Source organism: Formosa sp. Hel1_31_208 (genome assembly GCF_900104785.1).
GTDB lineage: Bacteria > Bacteroidota > Bacteroidia > Flavobacteriales > Flavobacteriaceae > Psychroserpens.
Genome location: NZ_LT629733.1, coordinates 1,743,552 through 1,761,599 on the forward strand (window position 1 = coordinate 1,743,552; position 18,048 = coordinate 1,761,599).

At 34.8% G+C, this 18,048-nt stretch carries 14 protein-coding genes and 1 tRNA gene; 7 read left to right on the plus strand and 8 right to left on the minus strand.

What is annotated here, in order from left to right; translation table 11 throughout:
• Positions 1-96: 96 nt before the first annotated feature.
• Positions 97-1,302, plus strand: a complete 1,206-nt coding sequence (locus tag BLT57_RS07955) for a hypothetical protein (RefSeq protein WP_157717146.1) — start codon at positions 97-99, stop codon at positions 1,300-1,302.
• A gap of 581 nt (positions 1,303-1,883) precedes the next feature.
• Here BLT57_RS07955 and BLT57_RS07960 read toward each other — a convergent pair.
• Positions 1,884-1,968 (minus strand) — tRNA-Ser (locus BLT57_RS07960).
• Positions 1,969-2,144: 176 nt separating this feature from the next.
• On the opposite strand from BLT57_RS07960, the gene BLT57_RS07965 reads away from it, so the two are divergent.
• From BLT57_RS07965 to BLT57_RS07975, 3 genes are all read left to right on the plus strand, one after another.
• On the plus strand, positions 2,145-2,774 hold the full coding sequence (locus tag BLT57_RS07965; protein ID WP_091424611.1) for an NAD(P)H-dependent oxidoreductase: 630 nt from the start codon (positions 2,145-2,147) through the stop codon (positions 2,772-2,774).
• Between the two features lie 83 nt (positions 2,775-2,857).
• Positions 2,858-3,274 (plus strand): hypothetical protein, encoded by a 417-nt coding sequence (locus BLT57_RS07970; protein ID WP_091424613.1) that lies wholly within the window; start codon positions 2,858-2,860, stop codon positions 3,272-3,274.
• A gap of 7 nt (positions 3,275-3,281) precedes the next feature.
• Positions 3,282-4,475: a DegT/DnrJ/EryC1/StrS aminotransferase family protein gene (locus tag BLT57_RS07975; protein ID WP_091424616.1), complete on the plus strand. Its 1,194-nt coding sequence runs from the start codon at positions 3,282-3,284 to the stop codon at positions 4,473-4,475.
• On the opposite strand, the gene ribB is transcribed toward BLT57_RS07975, so the two are convergent.
• From ribB to BLT57_RS08010, 7 genes are all read right to left on the minus strand, one after another.
• Positions 4,472-5,626, minus strand: a complete 1,155-nt coding sequence (ribB, locus tag BLT57_RS07980; RefSeq protein WP_091424618.1) for a 3,4-dihydroxy-2-butanone-4-phosphate synthase — start codon at positions 5,624-5,626, stop codon at positions 4,472-4,474. The two genes, BLT57_RS07975 and ribB, sit on opposite strands and share 4 nt — an antisense overlap.
• A 40-nt stretch (positions 5,627-5,666) precedes the next feature.
• A complete protein-coding gene (locus BLT57_RS07985; RefSeq protein WP_091424621.1) occupies positions 5,667-8,030 on the minus strand; it encodes an LptF/LptG family permease in 2,364 nt (787 codons plus the stop codon).
• Between the two features lie 17 nt (positions 8,031-8,047).
• Entirely contained in the window at positions 8,048-8,689 is a 642-nt protein-coding gene (locus BLT57_RS07990; protein ID WP_091424623.1) for an outer membrane lipoprotein carrier protein LolA, read from the minus strand.
• Positions 8,690-8,732: 43 nt separating this feature from the next.
• Positions 8,733-11,141 (minus strand): DNA translocase FtsK, encoded by a 2,409-nt coding sequence (locus tag BLT57_RS07995; protein WP_091424626.1) that lies wholly within the window; start codon positions 11,139-11,141, stop codon positions 8,733-8,735.
• Between the two features lie 63 nt (positions 11,142-11,204).
• Entirely contained in the window at positions 11,205-11,573 is a 369-nt protein-coding gene (locus tag BLT57_RS08000; protein WP_091424629.1) for a diacylglycerol kinase, read from the minus strand.
• A 21-nt stretch (positions 11,574-11,594) separates the two neighbouring features.
• Positions 11,595-12,095, minus strand: a complete 501-nt coding sequence (tpx, locus tag BLT57_RS08005; protein WP_091424631.1) for a thiol peroxidase — start codon at positions 12,093-12,095, stop codon at positions 11,595-11,597.
• Between the two features lie 116 nt (positions 12,096-12,211).
• On the minus strand, positions 12,212-13,063 hold the full coding sequence (locus tag BLT57_RS08010) for a phosphatase PAP2 family protein (RefSeq protein WP_157717147.1): 852 nt from the start codon (positions 13,061-13,063) through the stop codon (positions 12,212-12,214).
• A gap of 241 nt (positions 13,064-13,304) precedes the next feature.
• Between BLT57_RS08010 and BLT57_RS08015 the strand changes: the two genes are divergently transcribed.
• From BLT57_RS08015 to BLT57_RS08025, 3 genes are all read left to right on the plus strand, one after another.
• Positions 13,305-14,588: an ammonium transporter gene (locus BLT57_RS08015; RefSeq protein WP_091424635.1), complete on the plus strand. Its 1,284-nt coding sequence runs from the start codon at positions 13,305-13,307 to the stop codon at positions 14,586-14,588.
• 117 nt (positions 14,589-14,705) lie between these two features.
• Positions 14,706-16,451 (plus strand): lipocalin family protein, encoded by a 1,746-nt coding sequence (locus BLT57_RS08020; protein WP_091424637.1) that lies wholly within the window; start codon positions 14,706-14,708, stop codon positions 16,449-16,451.
• A 207-nt stretch (positions 16,452-16,658) separates the two neighbouring features.
• Entirely contained in the window at positions 16,659-18,047 is a 1,389-nt protein-coding gene (locus BLT57_RS08025; RefSeq protein ID WP_091424640.1) for a lipocalin family protein, read from the plus strand.
• Position 18,048 lies beyond the last annotated feature (1 nt).

Below are 18,048 nucleotides of genomic sequence, written 5' to 3' on the forward strand. Positions count from 1 at the left end.
GATATATTTAATACTATAAATAACTTAAACATTAAAATAGGAGTTAAAAATTAGATTATTGGAAATAAGTCCAATAATAAATATAAATATAAAATCATGAATTTACTACAGTCAAAAATTAGATTATGGGCAATTCTGCCTTTAGCAATTGTTTTCATGCAATGTGAAAAACAAGAACTTATAGATGATGAACTATCTTTTAAAATAGAAGAATCAAATATGCAAAAAGCTATAGCACTAGATGAGGAATCTGCAGGTAATAACTTGTCATTTCCTGTTATTTGGTCAGATGGCTATGCATTGAACTTAAGAGAAGCACCAACTCCAGGCGAAGTTATGACGAATGGAGATTGGTGGTATGTATGGGGTGTAGACCCAATAGATCCTCAAGCAGATATTTTTAGTTGCTATCCAAGTGAAGTAAAAGAATTTCTATGCATAGATCAAACAGAACCTGGCGACGGTGGAGAAGTTTATAAGGCCTATGTGCAGAAAGATCCACTTAATGTTTGGCAAGCAGATAATTTTATGGTCAATGGACCTGTAAATGTAGATTTGATTGATTGGGGTGATAATTTAGAATCTATTGATTGGGGCATTAAATCACAGGTAAGAACTGAAGTTGTCCTTTATAAAAATTTGAAAGAAACCGTAACTGAATATGCGATGAGACATGCATCTGGCTGGGGAGTTGATGAAATACATGGTTTACAAACGGATCTTAATGATGAGATTGTATATGGACCTGGAAATCAAGCTACTATTTATTCCCACAATGCCCGACTTACGATTCAAAAATTAAATGTTAACCGTGAAGACATTGAAGAATCTGATCTTTATTGGATTCCTAGTAAAGGTTGGTCAGAAACAAATAGATCTGATGATATCATTAACGACCCTATCTTTAATAAGGAAGTTTACAATGCTGGAGATGGTCCTGGATTTTACCAAGCAGAAGTTAATGTTAAAGGGAAAATAATTTATGGTTATACTTGGAATGTGAGACAGTTAAATGATGGAGTAGGAGATTATAGAATTACATTTAGCTTGGACAACCAAGGTGCTGTTCCATTAAACACTTTTTTTAATGAGTGGACCGAAATCCTATTACCAGATGAATTAGAACGTGCTCTAGCTGAAGGTGAAGAAATTAGAGGTGGAGTAGCTGAAATTGACTTAGCAAATAATTTGTCCTACATGGATATACGAATATTACCAAAAACAACTGGTAATGGTGGCGGAAACTCTGGAGGTGGAAACGGAAATGGCGGTGGAAACTCTGGTGGCGGACACGGAAACTAATGAAACTATAGATTAAAAACGTAATTATATTATGGAAATGTTTAATTCAAACAGTTATCATAGGAATTTTGGAATTCTATATAATTACATATGTATAGGTTGATAAAAAAAAGGAGTGGCAAATATGTTGCTCCTTTTTTGTGTGACTAATAGTTTTTTAACACAAGTAAATGAAGTCTTTCAGCAGACATCATATTTTGTGCAGCAAACCTTAGATTAAAAGGTGTTTTTAAAGCGACAGAGGGATGACTCGCATCCACACTTCATCCCAAGAGGAATTCCTTAGTAAATATTGTAACCAAAACTTACCACTTCGCGTGTTTGATATTTTAGTTTTCTTCATTTGGCTTAAACAAGTTTCGGTCACATTATAAAACAATAAACCCATAACTTTCGTTATGGGTTTCCTTTTGCGGAGAAAGAGGGATTAATTGGATTGATCCCAACACGAAATCCTGGGCAAGCATAAAACCCTAACAAACTGCGTTTGTTCCGTTTGGCCATTTTATTTGCTTATGAAAGTAAGCTTTCAACGCCTCACAAAAAGCAAAACCCATAACTCTCGTTATGGGTTTCTTTTGCGGAGAAAGAGGGATTCGAACCCCCGGAGGTGTGACCCTCAACAGTTTTCAAGACTGCCGCATTCGACCACTCTGCCATTTCTCCTGAGTGCCTCATTGGGTATTCCCAAATGCGAGTGCAAATATAGAACCCTTTTTATTTCTTTCAAATAAATAACAACTTTTTTTAAAGTATTTAATGAGACTATAGAATTAATTTATAACAGAATCACCTTTTGATGTCAAATCATACCGTATTTTTGCAGGAAAATTAGGAAAAGTATGTCCACTATAGATAAATTAAAATGGCGTTATGCCACAAAAAAGTTTGATAGCACAAAAAGCCTTCCAGATGAAAAGCTAGAGGTTTTGAAGCAAGCGTTTAATTTGACAGCAACGTCATTCGGTTTGCAAACACTAAATCTAATCATTGTTTCAGATACCACCGTCCGTGAACATTTAGTAGAGCATTCTTATAACCAAAGACAAGTTTTAGAGGCTTCACATTTATTAGTGATTTGTATCCAAGATAATATATCCGATGATGATGTCGATAAACATTTTGATAATGTCAAAGATATTAGAGATACACCAGATTCAATTTTAGAGCCGTTCCGAAATGATCTAAAAAAAATGATGAAAGTGAAGTCTGTTGCAGAACGTCAAGAATGGTCAATTCGACAAGCCTATATTGCACTAGGTAATTTAATGACCGTTTGTGCAATGGAACACATTGATGCTTGTCCGATGGAAGGTTTTAATCCAGAAGCCTATAATGATGTCTTAGGTTTAAAAGAAAAGAATCTGAAGTCTGTACTTTTATTACCTGTAGGTTATCGTGCGCAAGATGATAAGTTTGCTGACTTTAAGAAAGTGAGAAAACAGCTAGAAGAAGCCATAATAGAAATGTAATTAAAAGCTTTCGATGTGCTTTTGAATTAGTTATATTTGTTTTTGTCATAATCGCGATGTCTTCGCACTGATTTATTTTTACAATGAAAAAACTGATTTTCATCTTCCTATTTGCTGTAACATTTCAAGTGTCGGCCCAAGATCAAACGACTTGGATTACAGATTATAAAGAAGCTTTAAAAATGTCTGAAGCACAGGGTAAGCCTATATTGGCTTTTGTGGTTAATAATGAAGGTTCTGAAGCCATGACACTTTTAAAAGACCTATTTTTCTTATCAGATGATTATAAAAAACTAAGTTCAAAAGTTATTCCTTTAAAAGTTGATATTTCAGATCAACAATCTTATAATGTCAGATTAGGAATTCATTATACCAAAAAACGTACGGCTCCTGGATTAGCGCTGGTTGATAAATATAGTAGAACTATCGGTAAGCCTTTGGTTATTATAAACTCTGAAAATATTGCAGCTTTCCTATCTTTTATTAATTCTAAAATTTAAACTATAAATGCCAGGATTCGAATTGTTTGGTGACCTCGAACGCAAAGAAGTTAATGATGTTTTAGATAATGGTGTTTTAATGCGCTATGGTTTTGATGGCATGCGCAAAGGTCATTGGAAGGCCAAAGAGCTTGAAGCCGAATTATCAGATACCTTTAACACTAATCATGTGCAACTCGTTTCGAGTGGTACTGCTGCTGTTTCGGTAGCATTAGCATCGGCAGGCGTAGGAGCAGGTGATGAGGTTATCATGCCAACTTTTACATTTGTGGCTAGTTTTGAAGCCATTTTAATGTTGGGAGCTATTCCTGTATTGGTTGATATTGATGACACATTAACGCTAGATCCCGAAGCTGTTGAAGCTGCTATTACCGTAAAGACCAAGGCCGTCATGATTGTTCAAATGTGCGGTAGTATGGGCGATTTAAATGCGCTACAGGCTATTTGTTCAAAACACAATTTACTTTTCGTTGAAGATGCTTGCCAGGCTATTGGTGGCACATATGAGGGCAAACCATTAGGAAGTATTGGTGATCTTGGTTGTTTTTCATTCGATTTTGTAAAAACCATTACTTGTGGTGAAGGAGGAGCAGTGATTACCAATAACGAGGCGTTTTACCAAAATGCAGATCATTACAGTGACCATGGTCATGACCATGTTGGCAACGATAGAGGCGCTGAAACGCATCCGTTTTTAGGCTATAATTTTAGAATTTCAGAATTGAATGCGGCAGTTGGTTTAGCGCAAGTTAGACGCTTACCCGAATTTATTGCGATTCAGAAGAAGAACTATACCATACTTCGTGAAGCTATTGCCAGAATCCCAGGGGTAACCTTCAGAAGAGTTCCTAAAGGTGGAGAAGAGAGTTATGCGTTTTTGAATTTCTTTTTACCCGATTTGGAAGTAGCTAGATCGGTCTCCGAAGCTTTTAAAACAAATGGTGTCGATACCTGTTTTCACTACTATGATAATAACTGGCATTATATTAGAAAATGGGATCATCTTAAAGAGCAAAAATCTTTATATCCCTTATCTAAAGCCATTAAAACTGCTCTGACAGAGTTGCAAAACAAACGATTTCCTCAATCTGATCACTTTATTGGACGTAACATTTCTTGCTTGGTGAAATTGTCTTGGACAGAAGCTGAGGTTAGAGAAAGGGCATTTAAGATGGCTTCCCTTATTAAAGCGGCAATCTAGTAACTAGCGTAATCTACGATCTCTAAGCCGTAACCAATCATACCAACGCGTTTGGTTTGTTGGCTGTTAGAGATGAGTTTTAGTTTATGAATGTTTAAATCATGAAGAATTTGAGCACCTATTCCAAAATCTTTAGAATCCATCCCGATACTCGGAGCTTTAGTGATTTCGCCTTCAACTTGAGTGTCTTTTAAAATACTTAGACGATTCAATAAATTCATAGATTGCGCCTGTTGATTGATAAAAACAATAGCACCTTTACCTTCGGTATTGATAACTTTGAACATGTCATCTAACTTCTCGTCTGCGTTATTAGTCAATGTTCCCAAGATATCATTATTTACTAAGGTTGCATTTACTCTAGTTAATACATGCTCATTTTTAGACCAGGTCCCTTTCGTTAATGCAATATGAATTTGGTTGTTCGTCGTTTGTTGATAGGCACGCAATCTAAATTTGCCAAAGCGCGTTTCAATATCAAAGTCTTCCTTCTTCTCAATTAAAGAATCATGTTCCATTCTATAAGCCACTAAGTCTTCAATAGAAACAATTTTCAAATCGAACTTTTTAGCAACTTCCATAAGTTGAGGAAGCCTCGCCATAGTGCCATCTGCATTCATGATTTCAACAATAACTCCGGCAGGTTCTAAACCAGCAAGTTTTGCAAAATCAATAGCCGCTTCAGTATGACCTGTTCGTCGTAACACACCGCCTTCTTTTGCGACAAGTGGAAAAATATGTCCAGGGCGTGCTAATTCAAAGGGTTTAGTATTTGGATCAATAAGTGCTTGTACCGTTTTGGCTCTATCACTTGCAGATATTCCTGTAGTTACACCATTGCCTCTTAAATCAACAGATACAGTAAACGCAGTTTCCAATGGATCTGTATTATTGTTAACCATCATATTAAGCTCAAGTTCCTTACACCTCTTTTCCGTTAATGGCGCACAGATAAGTCCGCGACCATGAGTCGCCATAAAATTTATAGTTTCAGGGGTAATCTTACTAGAAGCTGCTAGAAAATCACCTTCATTTTCTCTGTTTTCATCATCAACTACAATAATCACCTTTCCTTGTTTGATATCGGCAATAGCCTCTTCAATAGTATTTAATTGGGTGTTGGTTGCCTGTTGTACGGTATTACTGGTCATGGTGTTGTGTTTAGAATTGCAAAGATATAGCTTATTTTTTCTATGCTGAAACGTCTTTGTTGATTTTATTACGTCTTAAAAAATAGACTACCGGATAAAACACGATACTAAGAACCGTCCACAACATATGTTTCGACATGTTATGTTGTTCGGTCAACTTTTGGAGACTGTTATAATGTATACTTGTGATGACTGTATAAATCATAAATAAAAATCCTGATACGGCTGAAAGCTCAATCGATGCAGATTCTGCGGCCGGAAGCTTATTGTTTTTAAAAACTAAATAAAGCACAAATAGAACAACACCAATGCAATAGAAAATTAAGGCGAATTTAGAATAGGCTTTGTAATCCTTTAATTGGTCTGAATACCCTTTAATATTAGTAATTTGAGATGCATTAGGTACAATCGTCTGCTTTTTAACAGCACTTAATTTTAAATCTTCTTTAATTTTTTTCTTTTGGTAGAAATAGATAAAAGCATAAAGGGGTAAACCGAATAACACAAAAACTAACGCATTAGACACACTGTTCTTCTCTAATTGTTTGTATAAATTAGCGTGATCAATGAACGATTTGATTAATGCAAAGAGATATATAACACCCAAACCAATTCCCGCAAAAAACAGCACACTACCAGTTGTAGGGAAGCCGTTATTTCGTAGAACTGCACCTGGGAGTATTAGCAGTAGTGATAAGGCATATAATACAAAAGCAAGCTTTGAGTTTTCTTCATATAAGTACTTTAATCGAATAGACTCTTCATAACTATGATCTGTGAGGTTGCCCGCAAATTTTAATTGTTGTTCTGTGATACCTCTAGCATTTAATAGTGCTAGTGATGAATTTTTGTATTCAATACTGTAATCGTATTCTCTGTAGTGCTTTAATACATCGATAAGTTTATCATTATCATAACTGTTTAGAGTTTGGTAGGCCTCGGAGTTTACATCTAATAAGCTTCTGTCATAAGAGAGCGTTTTGCTTTTAATACCAAACAGTTTTTTCATGGGCTCTAATAGGCCTTCAGATTCAAATAATGGTCTGTCTTTAGTTGCACGACGTGTGAGATATATGCTCAATGGCAACATGATTATTGTTGATAACCAAGTGGCTGCAATTGGATTAACCGAATCATCTAATGAGCTGTTTTTAGCAAAAATGCCAATAAAATGATAGGTTAAGAATAGAAGAATCGCAATAACAAGAGGTAATCCGATACCGCCCTTTCTAATGAGTGCTCCTAAAGGTGCTCCAACAAAAAACAGGATAATACAGGCCAAGCCTAGAACGTATTTGTCATGCAACGATTGTACGTGCTTATTACGCCATTTGGTTTGTACTGTGAAGTTTTGTTTGTTCGTACTAATAATTTGTTTAGTACTATTAATAGTATTTTGTGCTAGATTCAATAATTGTACCTTGGTACGATTATTAAAAATTGAAATTAAATCGTCACCTTTAAAAATAGAATCTTGTTTGGGTGAAATATTATCGTTTAGTTTGGCTGCACTCGTCCTATTATATAAAGTGTTTGAAAATGTTTTTAAACGTTCTGACTTTTGTTTATATAAGCTGTCTATGGTGAAATTTAAAGCATTTACATCAAGCATATTATAGCGATTATCATAACTTTTATCGTCAATATCAACGTCATTGAGCCCTTCCAGATCTACATTTATGGTGTACTCTTCAAAGTAACTCTTCGCATAAGGCTTCTTCTTGGTCTGACTAGGTTTTCTACTGAAAATTTCTTCGTAATAATGTCCATTATAAAGAACGAGCTGCAAGATATTTGAGTTTTCACTGCTCTTTAATTCACCACTCTCGGAAATGATAACAGTGCGATTTTTCGAATTACTTGCCGCTTTTTTGTGAATAACCACATTCTTTAGAAATTGGCCATTTTCACCAGTTTTGTCCTCTACCTTAATATTATAGGTGCCTATTTCGTTAAACTGTCCTTTAGCAATGGCCAAAGCTGGTTTTACCTGCGCAATATTTTTTCTGAGATTATAAACGTTGTAGTTGGCCCACGGAATAACATTATTTGAAAAAAAGAAGGTGATAATTCCGAGTAAAACGATAAAGACACTCAAGCTTTTCATTGCACGCTGCAATGAAATGCCTGTAGATTTCATAGCGGCAAATTCATAGTTCTCTGCAAATTGACCAAATACCATAATAGATACCACCAATATGGTAAGCGGTAAAATTAACGGAATAAGGGTAGGCGTGAGATACAGCAGTAATTTAACAATGATAAAAGTATCTAAATCTTTACCTGCGAGGTCACCAATATATAACCAGATCGCCTGTAAAACAAAAATGAACATGAGTATAATAAACACGCTCAAAAATGTTTTTAGGTAGGTCGTAAGTATATACCTATCTAGTATTTTCATAAAACGGAAGGCTTAACCTAATCTAGTTTATTGATGTAATAATCTTTGTACTTGTCTGCATCAAAAGTAAATAAGGTTTTCGATATTGGTTCGTTAGTTTTAAAAGAATTAACAGTTAGTGTTGTTTTTGTGCCGTTTTCACCTATTTCAATAAGTCGGTAAATATGTTTAGTTTTTGCATCAATACCTAGAAATACTTCTTTGATTTCAGAATTTGTATCAATTGGATATAATTTCACGAATTGAATCTTACGACCTTTAACATCTTGAATAATATCCATAGCATAGGTATAGCCATCTTTATAAAAAGACATCATTTTACTTGGCGTGATTGTGTTTTCATCTTCAGCATTATCCGAAGAAATTGTGACTTCTTCATCCTCAGGGTTAATTGTATATAATTTTTTACCATCAAATAACCGGGTGTAACCAAGTATATTTAATAGGTATTTTTCACCTTGCATGGTCACATCACCTCGTGTTTCCTGTTTGATATTCTCACTCTGATTTTCAAGCACGTATTTAAAATCTATAGCTATGTTGTCATATGAATTCACTTTATCATAAACCTCATTGAGTAAGGCTTCTGCTTTTTTTGAATTTTGAGAAAATCCTGCACTACTCATTAAAAATACTAATATCACAATTATTTGTTTCATCACTTTTTTTAATTTTTCCGATTTTTCGGAATGTAATAATTAATTAAATTTCGTTTGCTAATAATTCATCTAGAGCCACTAAATCTGGAACTAGTACCTGACGCGCTTTACTGCCTTCAAAACCACCTACTATACCTGCGGCTTCTAATTGATCAATTAAACGACCAGCTCTATTGTAACCAAGTTTTAGTTTTCGTTGTAATAAAGAAGCAGAACCTTGTTGCGCCGTTACAATAATTTCGGCAGCTTCTCTAAACAACTTATCTCTGTCATCTATATTATTATCAAGACTTGTGCCACTTTCTTCACCGACATACTCAGGAAGTAAATAGGCTTCCGGATACGCTTTTTGTCCGCCGATAAATTCTGTAATTTTTTCTACTTCAGGCGTGTCAACAAATGCACATTGAATTCGCGTTATGTCATTGCCTTGGGTGTATAGCATGTCACCTCTACCAATTAATTGGTCTGCACCTGAGCCATCCAAAATAGTACGAGAATCAATTTTTGAAGTTACTCTAAAAGCTATACGTGCAGGGAAATTGGCTTTAATAATACCGGTAATTACATTAACGGAAGGTCGCTGAGTGGCAATAATTAAATGAATACCAATAGCACGAGCTAATTGTGCTAATCTAGCAATAGGTGTTTCTACTTCTTTTCCTGCAGTCATAATCAAGTCGGCAAACTCATCTACCACTAATACAATATAAGGCAAGAAATGATGGCCATCATTAGGATTTAATTTTCTAGCTTTAAACTTAGTGTTGTATTCTTTGATGTTACGACACAGGGCATTTTTTAGCATCTCATAACGATTGTCCATTTCAATACAAAGGGAATTCAATGTATTTATTACTTTGGTATTATCGGTAATAATGGCTTCTTCACTATCAGGAAGCTTAGCTAAATAATGACGTTCTATTTTATTGAATAACGTCAATTCTACTTTTTTAGGATCGACTAAAACAAACTTAACTTCTGCTGGATGTTTTTTATAGAGTAATGAGGTAAGTACCGCATTTAATCCAACCGATTTACCTTGACCAGTTGCACCGGCCATCAACATATGAGGCATTTTAGCAAGATCAACCACGAAAGTTTCATTACTAATGGTTTTACCAAAAGCAATGGGTAGTTCCATTTCAGATTTCTGAAATTTCTGAGATGCGATAACAGAACGCATGGATACAATGGTAGCATTTTTATTAGGCACTTCAATACCAATGGTCCCTTTCCCTGGAATGGGAGCAATTATACGAATACCTAAAGCAGATAAGGATAAAGCAATATCATCTTCTAGGTTTTTGATTTTCGAAATACGAACACCAGCATCAGGAACAATCTCGTAGAGAGTGACTGTCGGACCAATTGTGGCTTTGATACTAGCAATTCCTATCTTGTAGTTATTTAAAGTTTCTACAATTCGATTTTTATTTTCTTCAAGTTCTTCTTGATTGATTGTTATACCTTCTGTATCATATTTTTTCAATAAATCAAGTGGTGGGAACTGAAATTTACTCAATTCCAACGTTGGGTCAAATTGACCAAAGTCTTCCACTAATTTATCAGATAGATTATTCGTTTCTGACACTTCTTCTTCAACAGCCTCTATTTCAATGTCTAAATTAGACTCTTGTTTTGGTTCTTCTGAAACTTCAACTTTTAATTGAGGTTCAAGGGTTGTTTTTTTATCTGATGGTGATGTTGAGATTTTTGTTTCTGCGGGTTTGGTATCTTCAATTTTGAGATCAAAAGCCGATTTAATAGCGTCGGCTTCCGCAGATAAATCATTATCCACGGTAAAATTTTGATCTTTTTCTGTAGTGGATTCCATCTCGCTTTTAAGATCACTTTTAGCGCGATTAAATAATTTCACAAAAGAGTCGCCATTAATTCCAAATCTAATCGCTAAATAGGTAATCAACACGAAAACAAGTAAGAGAATAGTACCTATTTTACCAATATAATCCTGAAAGAAACTGTTCAGTTCAAAACCGATAGTACCGCCTAGGGCATCAAACTTGTGTGAAAAGAAACCGAAGAATACTGAAAGCCAAATAACAATAAGGGTTCCCCAAATCCAATGGCGTCGTAGACGTGCTTTATTAATATCTAAAGTGATATAGATGCCAGATAGAAACAATAAGCCCGAAAAAATAAAGGACGAGACTCCAAAACCTTTGTTAATGAATAAATCACTCACCCAGGCACCCAGTTTATTGAGCCAGTTTTGTGCTTCAATGTCACGAGACGCTAATTCTGAAATTGTACTCTGATCTGCTTTACCAGTAAAGAAAAATGATAAAAAAGCAATAAACATTAAAACCCCGAGAATAATTAATAAACTACCAAAAATCAGTTTTTGCTGACTTGATAATTTAAAACTTGGTTTTTTAAATTTAGGCGTGGTTTTAGCTTTGCTTTTAGATTTCGTTTTTTTCTTCGCCATTAAAGGTTTATTAGTATCAAACAAAAATACAAATTACTAACGTTTATCCTAACCTTATAGTATTTAAAACAGCTTCGGTAAATAAATAATCATCGCGGCCACAAATGCACAAAATGCAGCAATAAAGACAGCGCCAGCGGCAATATCTTTTATACGTCCTATAGTTTCATGTCTTTCTGGATGGATAAAGTCTGAGATATATTCGATAGCCGTATTCATGCCTTCCATACTCATAACTAATCCAATAAATGCAATTTGAATTAACCATTCGGTTTGAGTAATGTCAAAATAGAATCCAGCAATAGTGACCGCTATCGCGCAAAACATCTGTGTTTTTATGCTGGATTCGGTTCTTATTAAAAATAGTGCGCCTTTAAATGCATAACCTATGCTTTTAAGTCTATTAACGACAAATGATTCTTTTTTTGACATTATGGTAGCACCACTTTGATTCTATTGTAAAGCATTTAAAGCCGCCTCGTAGTTAGGCTCATCAGCAATCTCTGAGACCTGTTCTGTATAAATGACTTTTCCGTGAGAGTTTATAACAATGACACATCGAGATAATAAGGCTTGAAAAGCACCATCTGTGAAATCCAGACCATAAGAGCTTCCGAAATTACCATCTCTAAAATCAGATAGACTTTCCACATTATCTAAACCTTCAGCACCACAAAAACGCGCCATAGCAAATGGTAAATCTCTAGAAATACATAGTACTTTGGTATTATCTAAGCTGCTTGCCGCCTTATTAAATGTTCTCATAGATTGAGCACATGTGCCTGTATCAACACTTGGAAATACGTTTAATACTAATTGATGCCCAGCGTAATCGTTTAAAGATTTTGCAGATAAATCTGTTGCTGTTAATTTGAAATCTGGAGCGTCGGTCCCTACTGCAGGTAATGTTCCAGATGTATGCACAGTGTCACCACCTAAAGTTACTATTGCCATGTTTATTTTAATTTAAAATTGAATGTTAAAATTAAGTATTATTTAAATCTTAACAGCAAAGCAGTTCCAATATTTGCAATAGTTTAACAGATAGCATTTACAGTGCTTTAAGCAATTTAAAAAGTGCCAACAATACCAATTTGATTGCTACTGAAACGCAGGTTCCAGGAAATTTGTTTCTTTTTCTTTGTATAGTCATAAGCTTCCTCATCAAAAAGGAAGTTATCAATACAGTCAACTACAATAATACTGAGTGCAGTGCTAAAAGCAACATCGGTAATCCAATGGGCATCATCAATAAGTCGCGAAATAGGCGCAATAGCTCCAACGGTATAAATACCAACTTTAACCCAAGTATTATCAAACTGCTTGGCAATAGAATGTGCCATGGTTATGGATAAAACAGTATGTCCTGATGGAAATGATCTAAAGCCTGGATCATTTGCAAATGAAGAAAATTCCAGATGATCACGGCCAGAATTAGGACGTGCACGACCTATAGCGTTTTTCCCAAGTGTTTGCAATAGTCCTGTTGTAATTGAAGAGGATATAATTAAGACACTTGTTTTTCTTATTTTTTCGTTTTTGGTGAATAACCCAAAACTGTAAAGTCCGGCATTTGCCATAAAATAGTTTTGAGGACTCCCAAAATACCATCCAAAATCTCTAATACCTTTTGGAAAGGAACTGGCGTTGTTTTGAGAAAACGCTCTAATCGGGTTGTCTGCAAAGCTCAAAAGTGCTGTTCCTCCAACAAGAATACCCAATTTCGCAAAATCATCGCCTTTCCAATGAAGAGGTCTGGTTAATGAATGTCCGACACCTTTAATGGTGTAACGCGCATCATATTTAAGCAATTGCCAAATTCCAGCTGAATCAGCAGGTTTAGTCGTGTCTAAAATTTGTGCATCCATTGAGGGTCCACAAAGTGAAAGCGCTATAGCAAAAATGAAAAGTCTAAAACTCAAAAAATTCAACGTGATTTTATTAATTTCAAAAATAGAAAATATTTAGATGTCAAAATTTAAAAAACGATTAAAGTTCTAAAGAGCAAACAGAATTACTAAGACGGTATTTGAATCTCATAAATTATGATTTTAATAAAAAACAAGACCTATAATTATGATAATCACAAAACTTGTCTGGAATTTAATAATCTAAAAACTTTATTCATTTCATTTCATATTTTTGGATGATAATAAGATCATTATGGGTAAAAAATTAAACTTCATCGTCTTAGCAGTACTCGTTTTATTAGTCCTGTTTTGTGGTACAGAATATCAAATTTTAGAAAATGTAGCTAGTATAGATTCAGGAGATACAGCTTGGATGATTGTAGCTACTGCTTTGGTGTTTCTTATGACACCTGGTTTGGCCTTTTTTTACGGAGGGATGGTAAATAAAAAAAGTGTGATATCTACCATGCTTCAAAGTTTTGTAGCGCTCGGTGTCATTAGTATATTATGGGTCATTGTAGGATTTAGTTTAGCCTTTGGAGATAGTCTGTATGGAATCATTGGTAATCCAATGACTTTCTTCTGTTTTAAGGATGTATCTGTATCACCAAACCCAGACTTTGCAGGAACAATACCATTTCTTTTGTTTGCCTTGTTTCAGCTGAAATTTGCAATCATTACACCCGCTCTAATTACAGGTAGTTTTGCAGAGCGTATACGGTTTAGGAGTTATATTTTATTTATGGTTCTATTTTCCATCTTTATTTATTCTCCCTTGGCTCACATGACATGGCATCCAGATGGTTTGTTGCGAAATTGGGATGTTCTTGATTTTGCAGGAGGAACCGTTGTGCATATGTCTGCTGGTATGGCAGCTTTGGCGGCAGCAATGTATCTTGGTAAACGACGACATACTATAGAAAAACCTGCAAATATTCCGTTTGTAATCTTAGGAACAGGTTTGTTGTGGTTTGGTTGGTTCGGATTTAATTCAGGTTCTGCTCTTGGGGCGAATACCGACGCGGTTATTGCCTTTTCTAATACTAATGTGGCGTCGGCAACAAGTATGATTACGTGGTTGTTTTTTGAGCGATTCCATAACCGAAAAATGTCATCATTAGGTGCGTGCATTGGAGCTATTGTTGGATTGGTTGCGATCACTCCTGCTGCAGGTTTTGTGACCATTGGGCAAAGTGTTTTTATCGGGTTTGTAGCTGCTATTGTGAGCAATATCGCCATACAATTGAATAAAAAATCACAAATAGACGATACCTTGGAGGTGTTTCCGAGTCATGGTGTTGGCGGTATTGTTGGGATGATACTTACTGGTGTTTTGGCAAAAGATGTCGGATTGATATATGGAGAGACAACGACATTTACGCATCATATGATTGCGTTGGTAGGTGTCGCTATATTTACCTTCTTCGGGAGTTTACTGCTTCTAAAAATCGTTGATATTGCTATTCCACTGCGCGTAAGAGAAGACCAAGAACTAAGAGGTCTTGATATTTCGCAGCATGGCGAAAATATAGAATAGGAAACTATAGCACTCTAAACGATTAGATTGTAAGATGTTAAATATACCCACTAATGGGTATTTTTTAAGGTTCACCATAACACTACTTTTACAGGTCTATTAACCAACAATTTAATCATGAAGAGTTTTTTCCGTTTCTATTTATTATTTAGTTTAATTACAGTTGCATTTTCCTGTTCTGACGATGATAGTGGCGATTCACAATCCACCGACCCTATTAATATCCAATTTATTAGATTTGGAGATAATCTTGTACCCAGTTCAGTAGTTCCTAGAACAACGTATTTGGATACAGATAGTAACCGTCAGGTTACCTCTTATTTAAATACTGATATCAGTGGAAATATATTTAAGTTATCAAAACTAGTAGGAGATGATGGATCCGGTTTATCTAATGTAATTTCATTTGATCAAAATGGAATAATTAATTCCGTGTATCAACAAGACCCTATAACTGGAGTAATATCCAATAAAGTTTTTGTTTTAGAAGATGAAGCTACTGGCAATGTGTATTTTGGAAATGAAGACGGAGTTCAAGAAATTGCAAGTGGAACATCGTTAAGCGATTTTGGTAATTTTTTGAATTCTGATGATGATTTGTTAGCGTCAGATGCTCTTAATACAAGTAAAAATATCATTGAAAAACTTCTTTTTTATGGCAATGATACCAGCACAAATAGATCAAGTTTAAATTTGGGGGCTCTTTTTATTGGTGCAGTTGCTATAATTGCTATTATGGCGTTAGCAGGATCAGCAACTATAACAACTACTGTTGGAGAGCAGATTAATTCTGGAGGAAATTTTTCTGAATGTCAATGGACTAACTCATGTGAATCTGAAAGACGAGCAAACAACGAAGAAAATTTTTGTTCGATTCCTTATACAGATTTTATTTGTTCTGAAGTAGTCGATGTTACCGAAAGTCCATGCGAAGACTCAGATTTAGAAGTCATCATTGGAGTCGATCCAGGTAATTTATTAGTGGCGATTGTCAATGGTGATTCTTTAGATTATGATTTTTATTGGTCTACAGGAGAGATAGATACGGGCTCATGTTGTGACGATATTACGGTTTCTGAAGATGGAACGTATTACGTTATTGCCGTCGACGATAATGGTTGTGTAGCTTTTGCTTCTGCTACAATTGAAGATGATGTAGAAGTTGACCCAAGTTTGCTTACTGGAAAAACATGGTATCTCACTGGAGAGACAGAAAATTCAGTAAATATATTTAATCCTGAAAATTGTAATATCACTTTAGAATTTAATGAAACACAACTATTTTCTACAGAATTTTTTGGTGATGAATGCGAGTCCTCTGATGAAATACCAAGTAACTATGAAGTTAATGGTAACATCATTACCGAAACAGCAGAAGGAGATACCTCATTCATTACAATTTTAGAATTGACACCTTTTAAATTAGTATTACAAGAAGTTGACGGCCCGTTTACTTACGTTGAGACCTATACTAATATTTTTGGAGGATGGTCTTTTTCTGGAAATTCCAATTGCGTTGTTTCTAATGGTGATACTTTTACAGATAATGGATCTGGTGAACCTTTAACACTAAATAATAATTATACCGTAGTCTTTCCTGATGATTCTAATGGAAATTATTTATCAAATAGTTTTACTTTTGAAAATAGTATTTTAACTATAAATTTAAGTTATCAAGATTTTTTCTCACCGGCATGTGATGGTGTTAATTTTCAAACAGCCATGAACTCCTTGACTCTAACTTATGATAACGCTACAAATACATTTACAGGAACTTCTCAAAGTAGCCGTAATGATGTTATAGGGTCAGATTGTACTCGACTTGGAGAAACTTGTACTGGTACAGTATCGATGACACGATAAAAAAATGAAACTAAAAACCCTTTCAATTTGAAAGGGTTTTTTTTTATCTCAATTCTGCACCAAGCTGTTTCTGTTTGCTTCTATACCATTATTCAAACACTAAAAATAAGAACTATTCGATGAATGTATTAATATACTGGTTATTAGGTATTGTGAAACACTAAATTTATTTTTAGTTTTAGACTTTAATTAACCAACAACTTAATCATGAAGAGTTTTTTCCGTTTCTATTTATTATTTAGTTTAATTACAGTTGCATTTTCTTGTTCTGAGGATGATAGTGGCGATTCACAATCCACCGACCCTATTAATATCCAATTTATTAGATTTGGAGATAATCTTGTGCCAAGTTCAGTGGTTCCTAGAACAACGTATTGGGATACAGATAGTAATCGTCAAGTTACCTCTTATTTAAATACTGATATCAGTGGAAATATATTTAAGTTATCAAAACTAGTAGGAGATGATGGATCCGGTTTATCTAATGTGATTTCATTTGATCAAAATGGAATAATTAATTCCGTGTATCAACAAGACCCTATAACTGGAGTAATATCCAATAAAGTTTTTGTTTTAGAAGATGAAGCTACTGGCAATGTGTATTTTGGAAATGAAGACGGAGTTCAAGAAATTGCAAGTGGAACATCGTTAAGCGATTTTGGTAATTTTTTGAATTCTGATGATGATTTGTTAGCGTCAGATGCTCTTAATACAAGTAAAAATATCATTGAAAAACTTCTTTTTTATGGCAATGATACCAGCACAAATAGATCAAGTTTAAATTTTGGGGCTCTTTTTATTGGTGCAGTTGCTATAATTGCTATCATGGCGTTAGCAGGATCAGCAACTATAACAACTACTGTTGGAGAGCAGATTAATTCTGGAGGAAATTTTTCTGAATGTCAATGGACTAACTCATGTGAATCTGAAAGACGAGCAAACAACGAAGAAAATTTTTGTTCGATTCCTTATACAGATTTTATTTGTTCTGAAGTAGTCGATGTTACCGAAAGCCCATGCGAAGATTCTAACTTAGAAGTCATCATTGGCGTAGATCCAGGTAATTTATTAGTGGCGATTGTGAATGGAGATTCACTTGATTATGATTTTTATTGGTCTACAGGAGAAACAGATACGGGCTCATGTTGTGACGATATTACGGTTACTGAAGATGGGACTTATTACGTCATCGCAATAGATGATAATGGTTGTGTAGCTTTTGCTTCTGCGACTGTATCTAATGATGAAATAGATCCAAGTTTAATTATTGGCACATGGAAGTTAACCGAGCAAACTGAAAATGGAGTTAGTACTTTTGATATAAATCAATGTGATAATCTGGTAACGGAAATTTATAATGGTACACAATTAAGTTCTACAGTATATTATGATTCAACTTCAGAAACAGAAGCGAATGACTGTCTTGCAACAGAAACCATAACCAGTGATTACACAATTGAAGATGGTAATTTCTTATATGATACTTATGAAGGGGATACAGATATTTCAGAAATCTTACTGCTAAATGATACGACTTTAGTATTAGAATCAGTAGATGGTCCTTTTACTTATGTCGAGACTTATGCAAGACAATAAT

Excerpts from the sequence above, each read along its gene's own strand:
- BLT57_RS08020 (WP_091424637.1), top strand. The coding sequence starts at position 14,706 with ATGAAGAGTTTTTTCCGTTTCTATTTATTATTTAGTTTAATTACAGTT.
- BLT57_RS07955 (WP_157717146.1), top strand. The coding sequence starts at position 97 with ATGAATTTACTACAGTCAAAAATTAGATTATGGGCAATTCTGCCTTTA.
- BLT57_RS07965 (WP_091424611.1), top strand. The coding sequence starts at position 2,145 with ATGTCCACTATAGATAAATTAAAATGGCGTTATGCCACAAAAAAGTTT.
- BLT57_RS07970 (WP_091424613.1), top strand. The coding sequence starts at position 2,858 with ATGAAAAAACTGATTTTCATCTTCCTATTTGCTGTAACATTTCAAGTG.
- BLT57_RS07975 (WP_091424616.1), top strand. The coding sequence starts at position 3,282 with ATGCCAGGATTCGAATTGTTTGGTGACCTCGAACGCAAAGAAGTTAAT.
- BLT57_RS07985 (WP_091424621.1), bottom strand. The coding sequence starts at position 8,030 with ATGAAAATACTAGATAGGTATATACTTACGACCTACCTAAAAACATTT.
- BLT57_RS08000 (WP_091424629.1), bottom strand. The coding sequence starts at position 11,573 with ATGTCAAAAAAAGAATCATTTGTCGTTAATAGACTTAAAAGCATAGGT.
- tpx (WP_091424631.1), bottom strand. The coding sequence starts at position 12,095 with ATGGCAATAGTAACTTTAGGTGGTGACACTGTGCATACATCTGGAACA.
- ribB (WP_091424618.1), bottom strand. The coding sequence starts at position 5,626 with ATGACCAGTAATACCGTACAACAGGCAACCAACACCCAATTAAATACT.
- BLT57_RS07990 (WP_091424623.1), bottom strand. The coding sequence starts at position 8,689 with ATGAAACAAATAATTGTGATATTAGTATTTTTAATGAGTAGTGCAGGA.
- BLT57_RS08015 (WP_091424635.1), top strand. The coding sequence starts at position 13,305 with ATGGGTAAAAAATTAAACTTCATCGTCTTAGCAGTACTCGTTTTATTA.
- BLT57_RS08025 (WP_091424640.1), top strand. The coding sequence starts at position 16,659 with ATGAAGAGTTTTTTCCGTTTCTATTTATTATTTAGTTTAATTACAGTT.
- BLT57_RS07995 (WP_091424626.1), bottom strand. The coding sequence starts at position 11,141 with ATGGCGAAGAAAAAAACGAAATCTAAAAGCAAAGCTAAAACCACGCCT.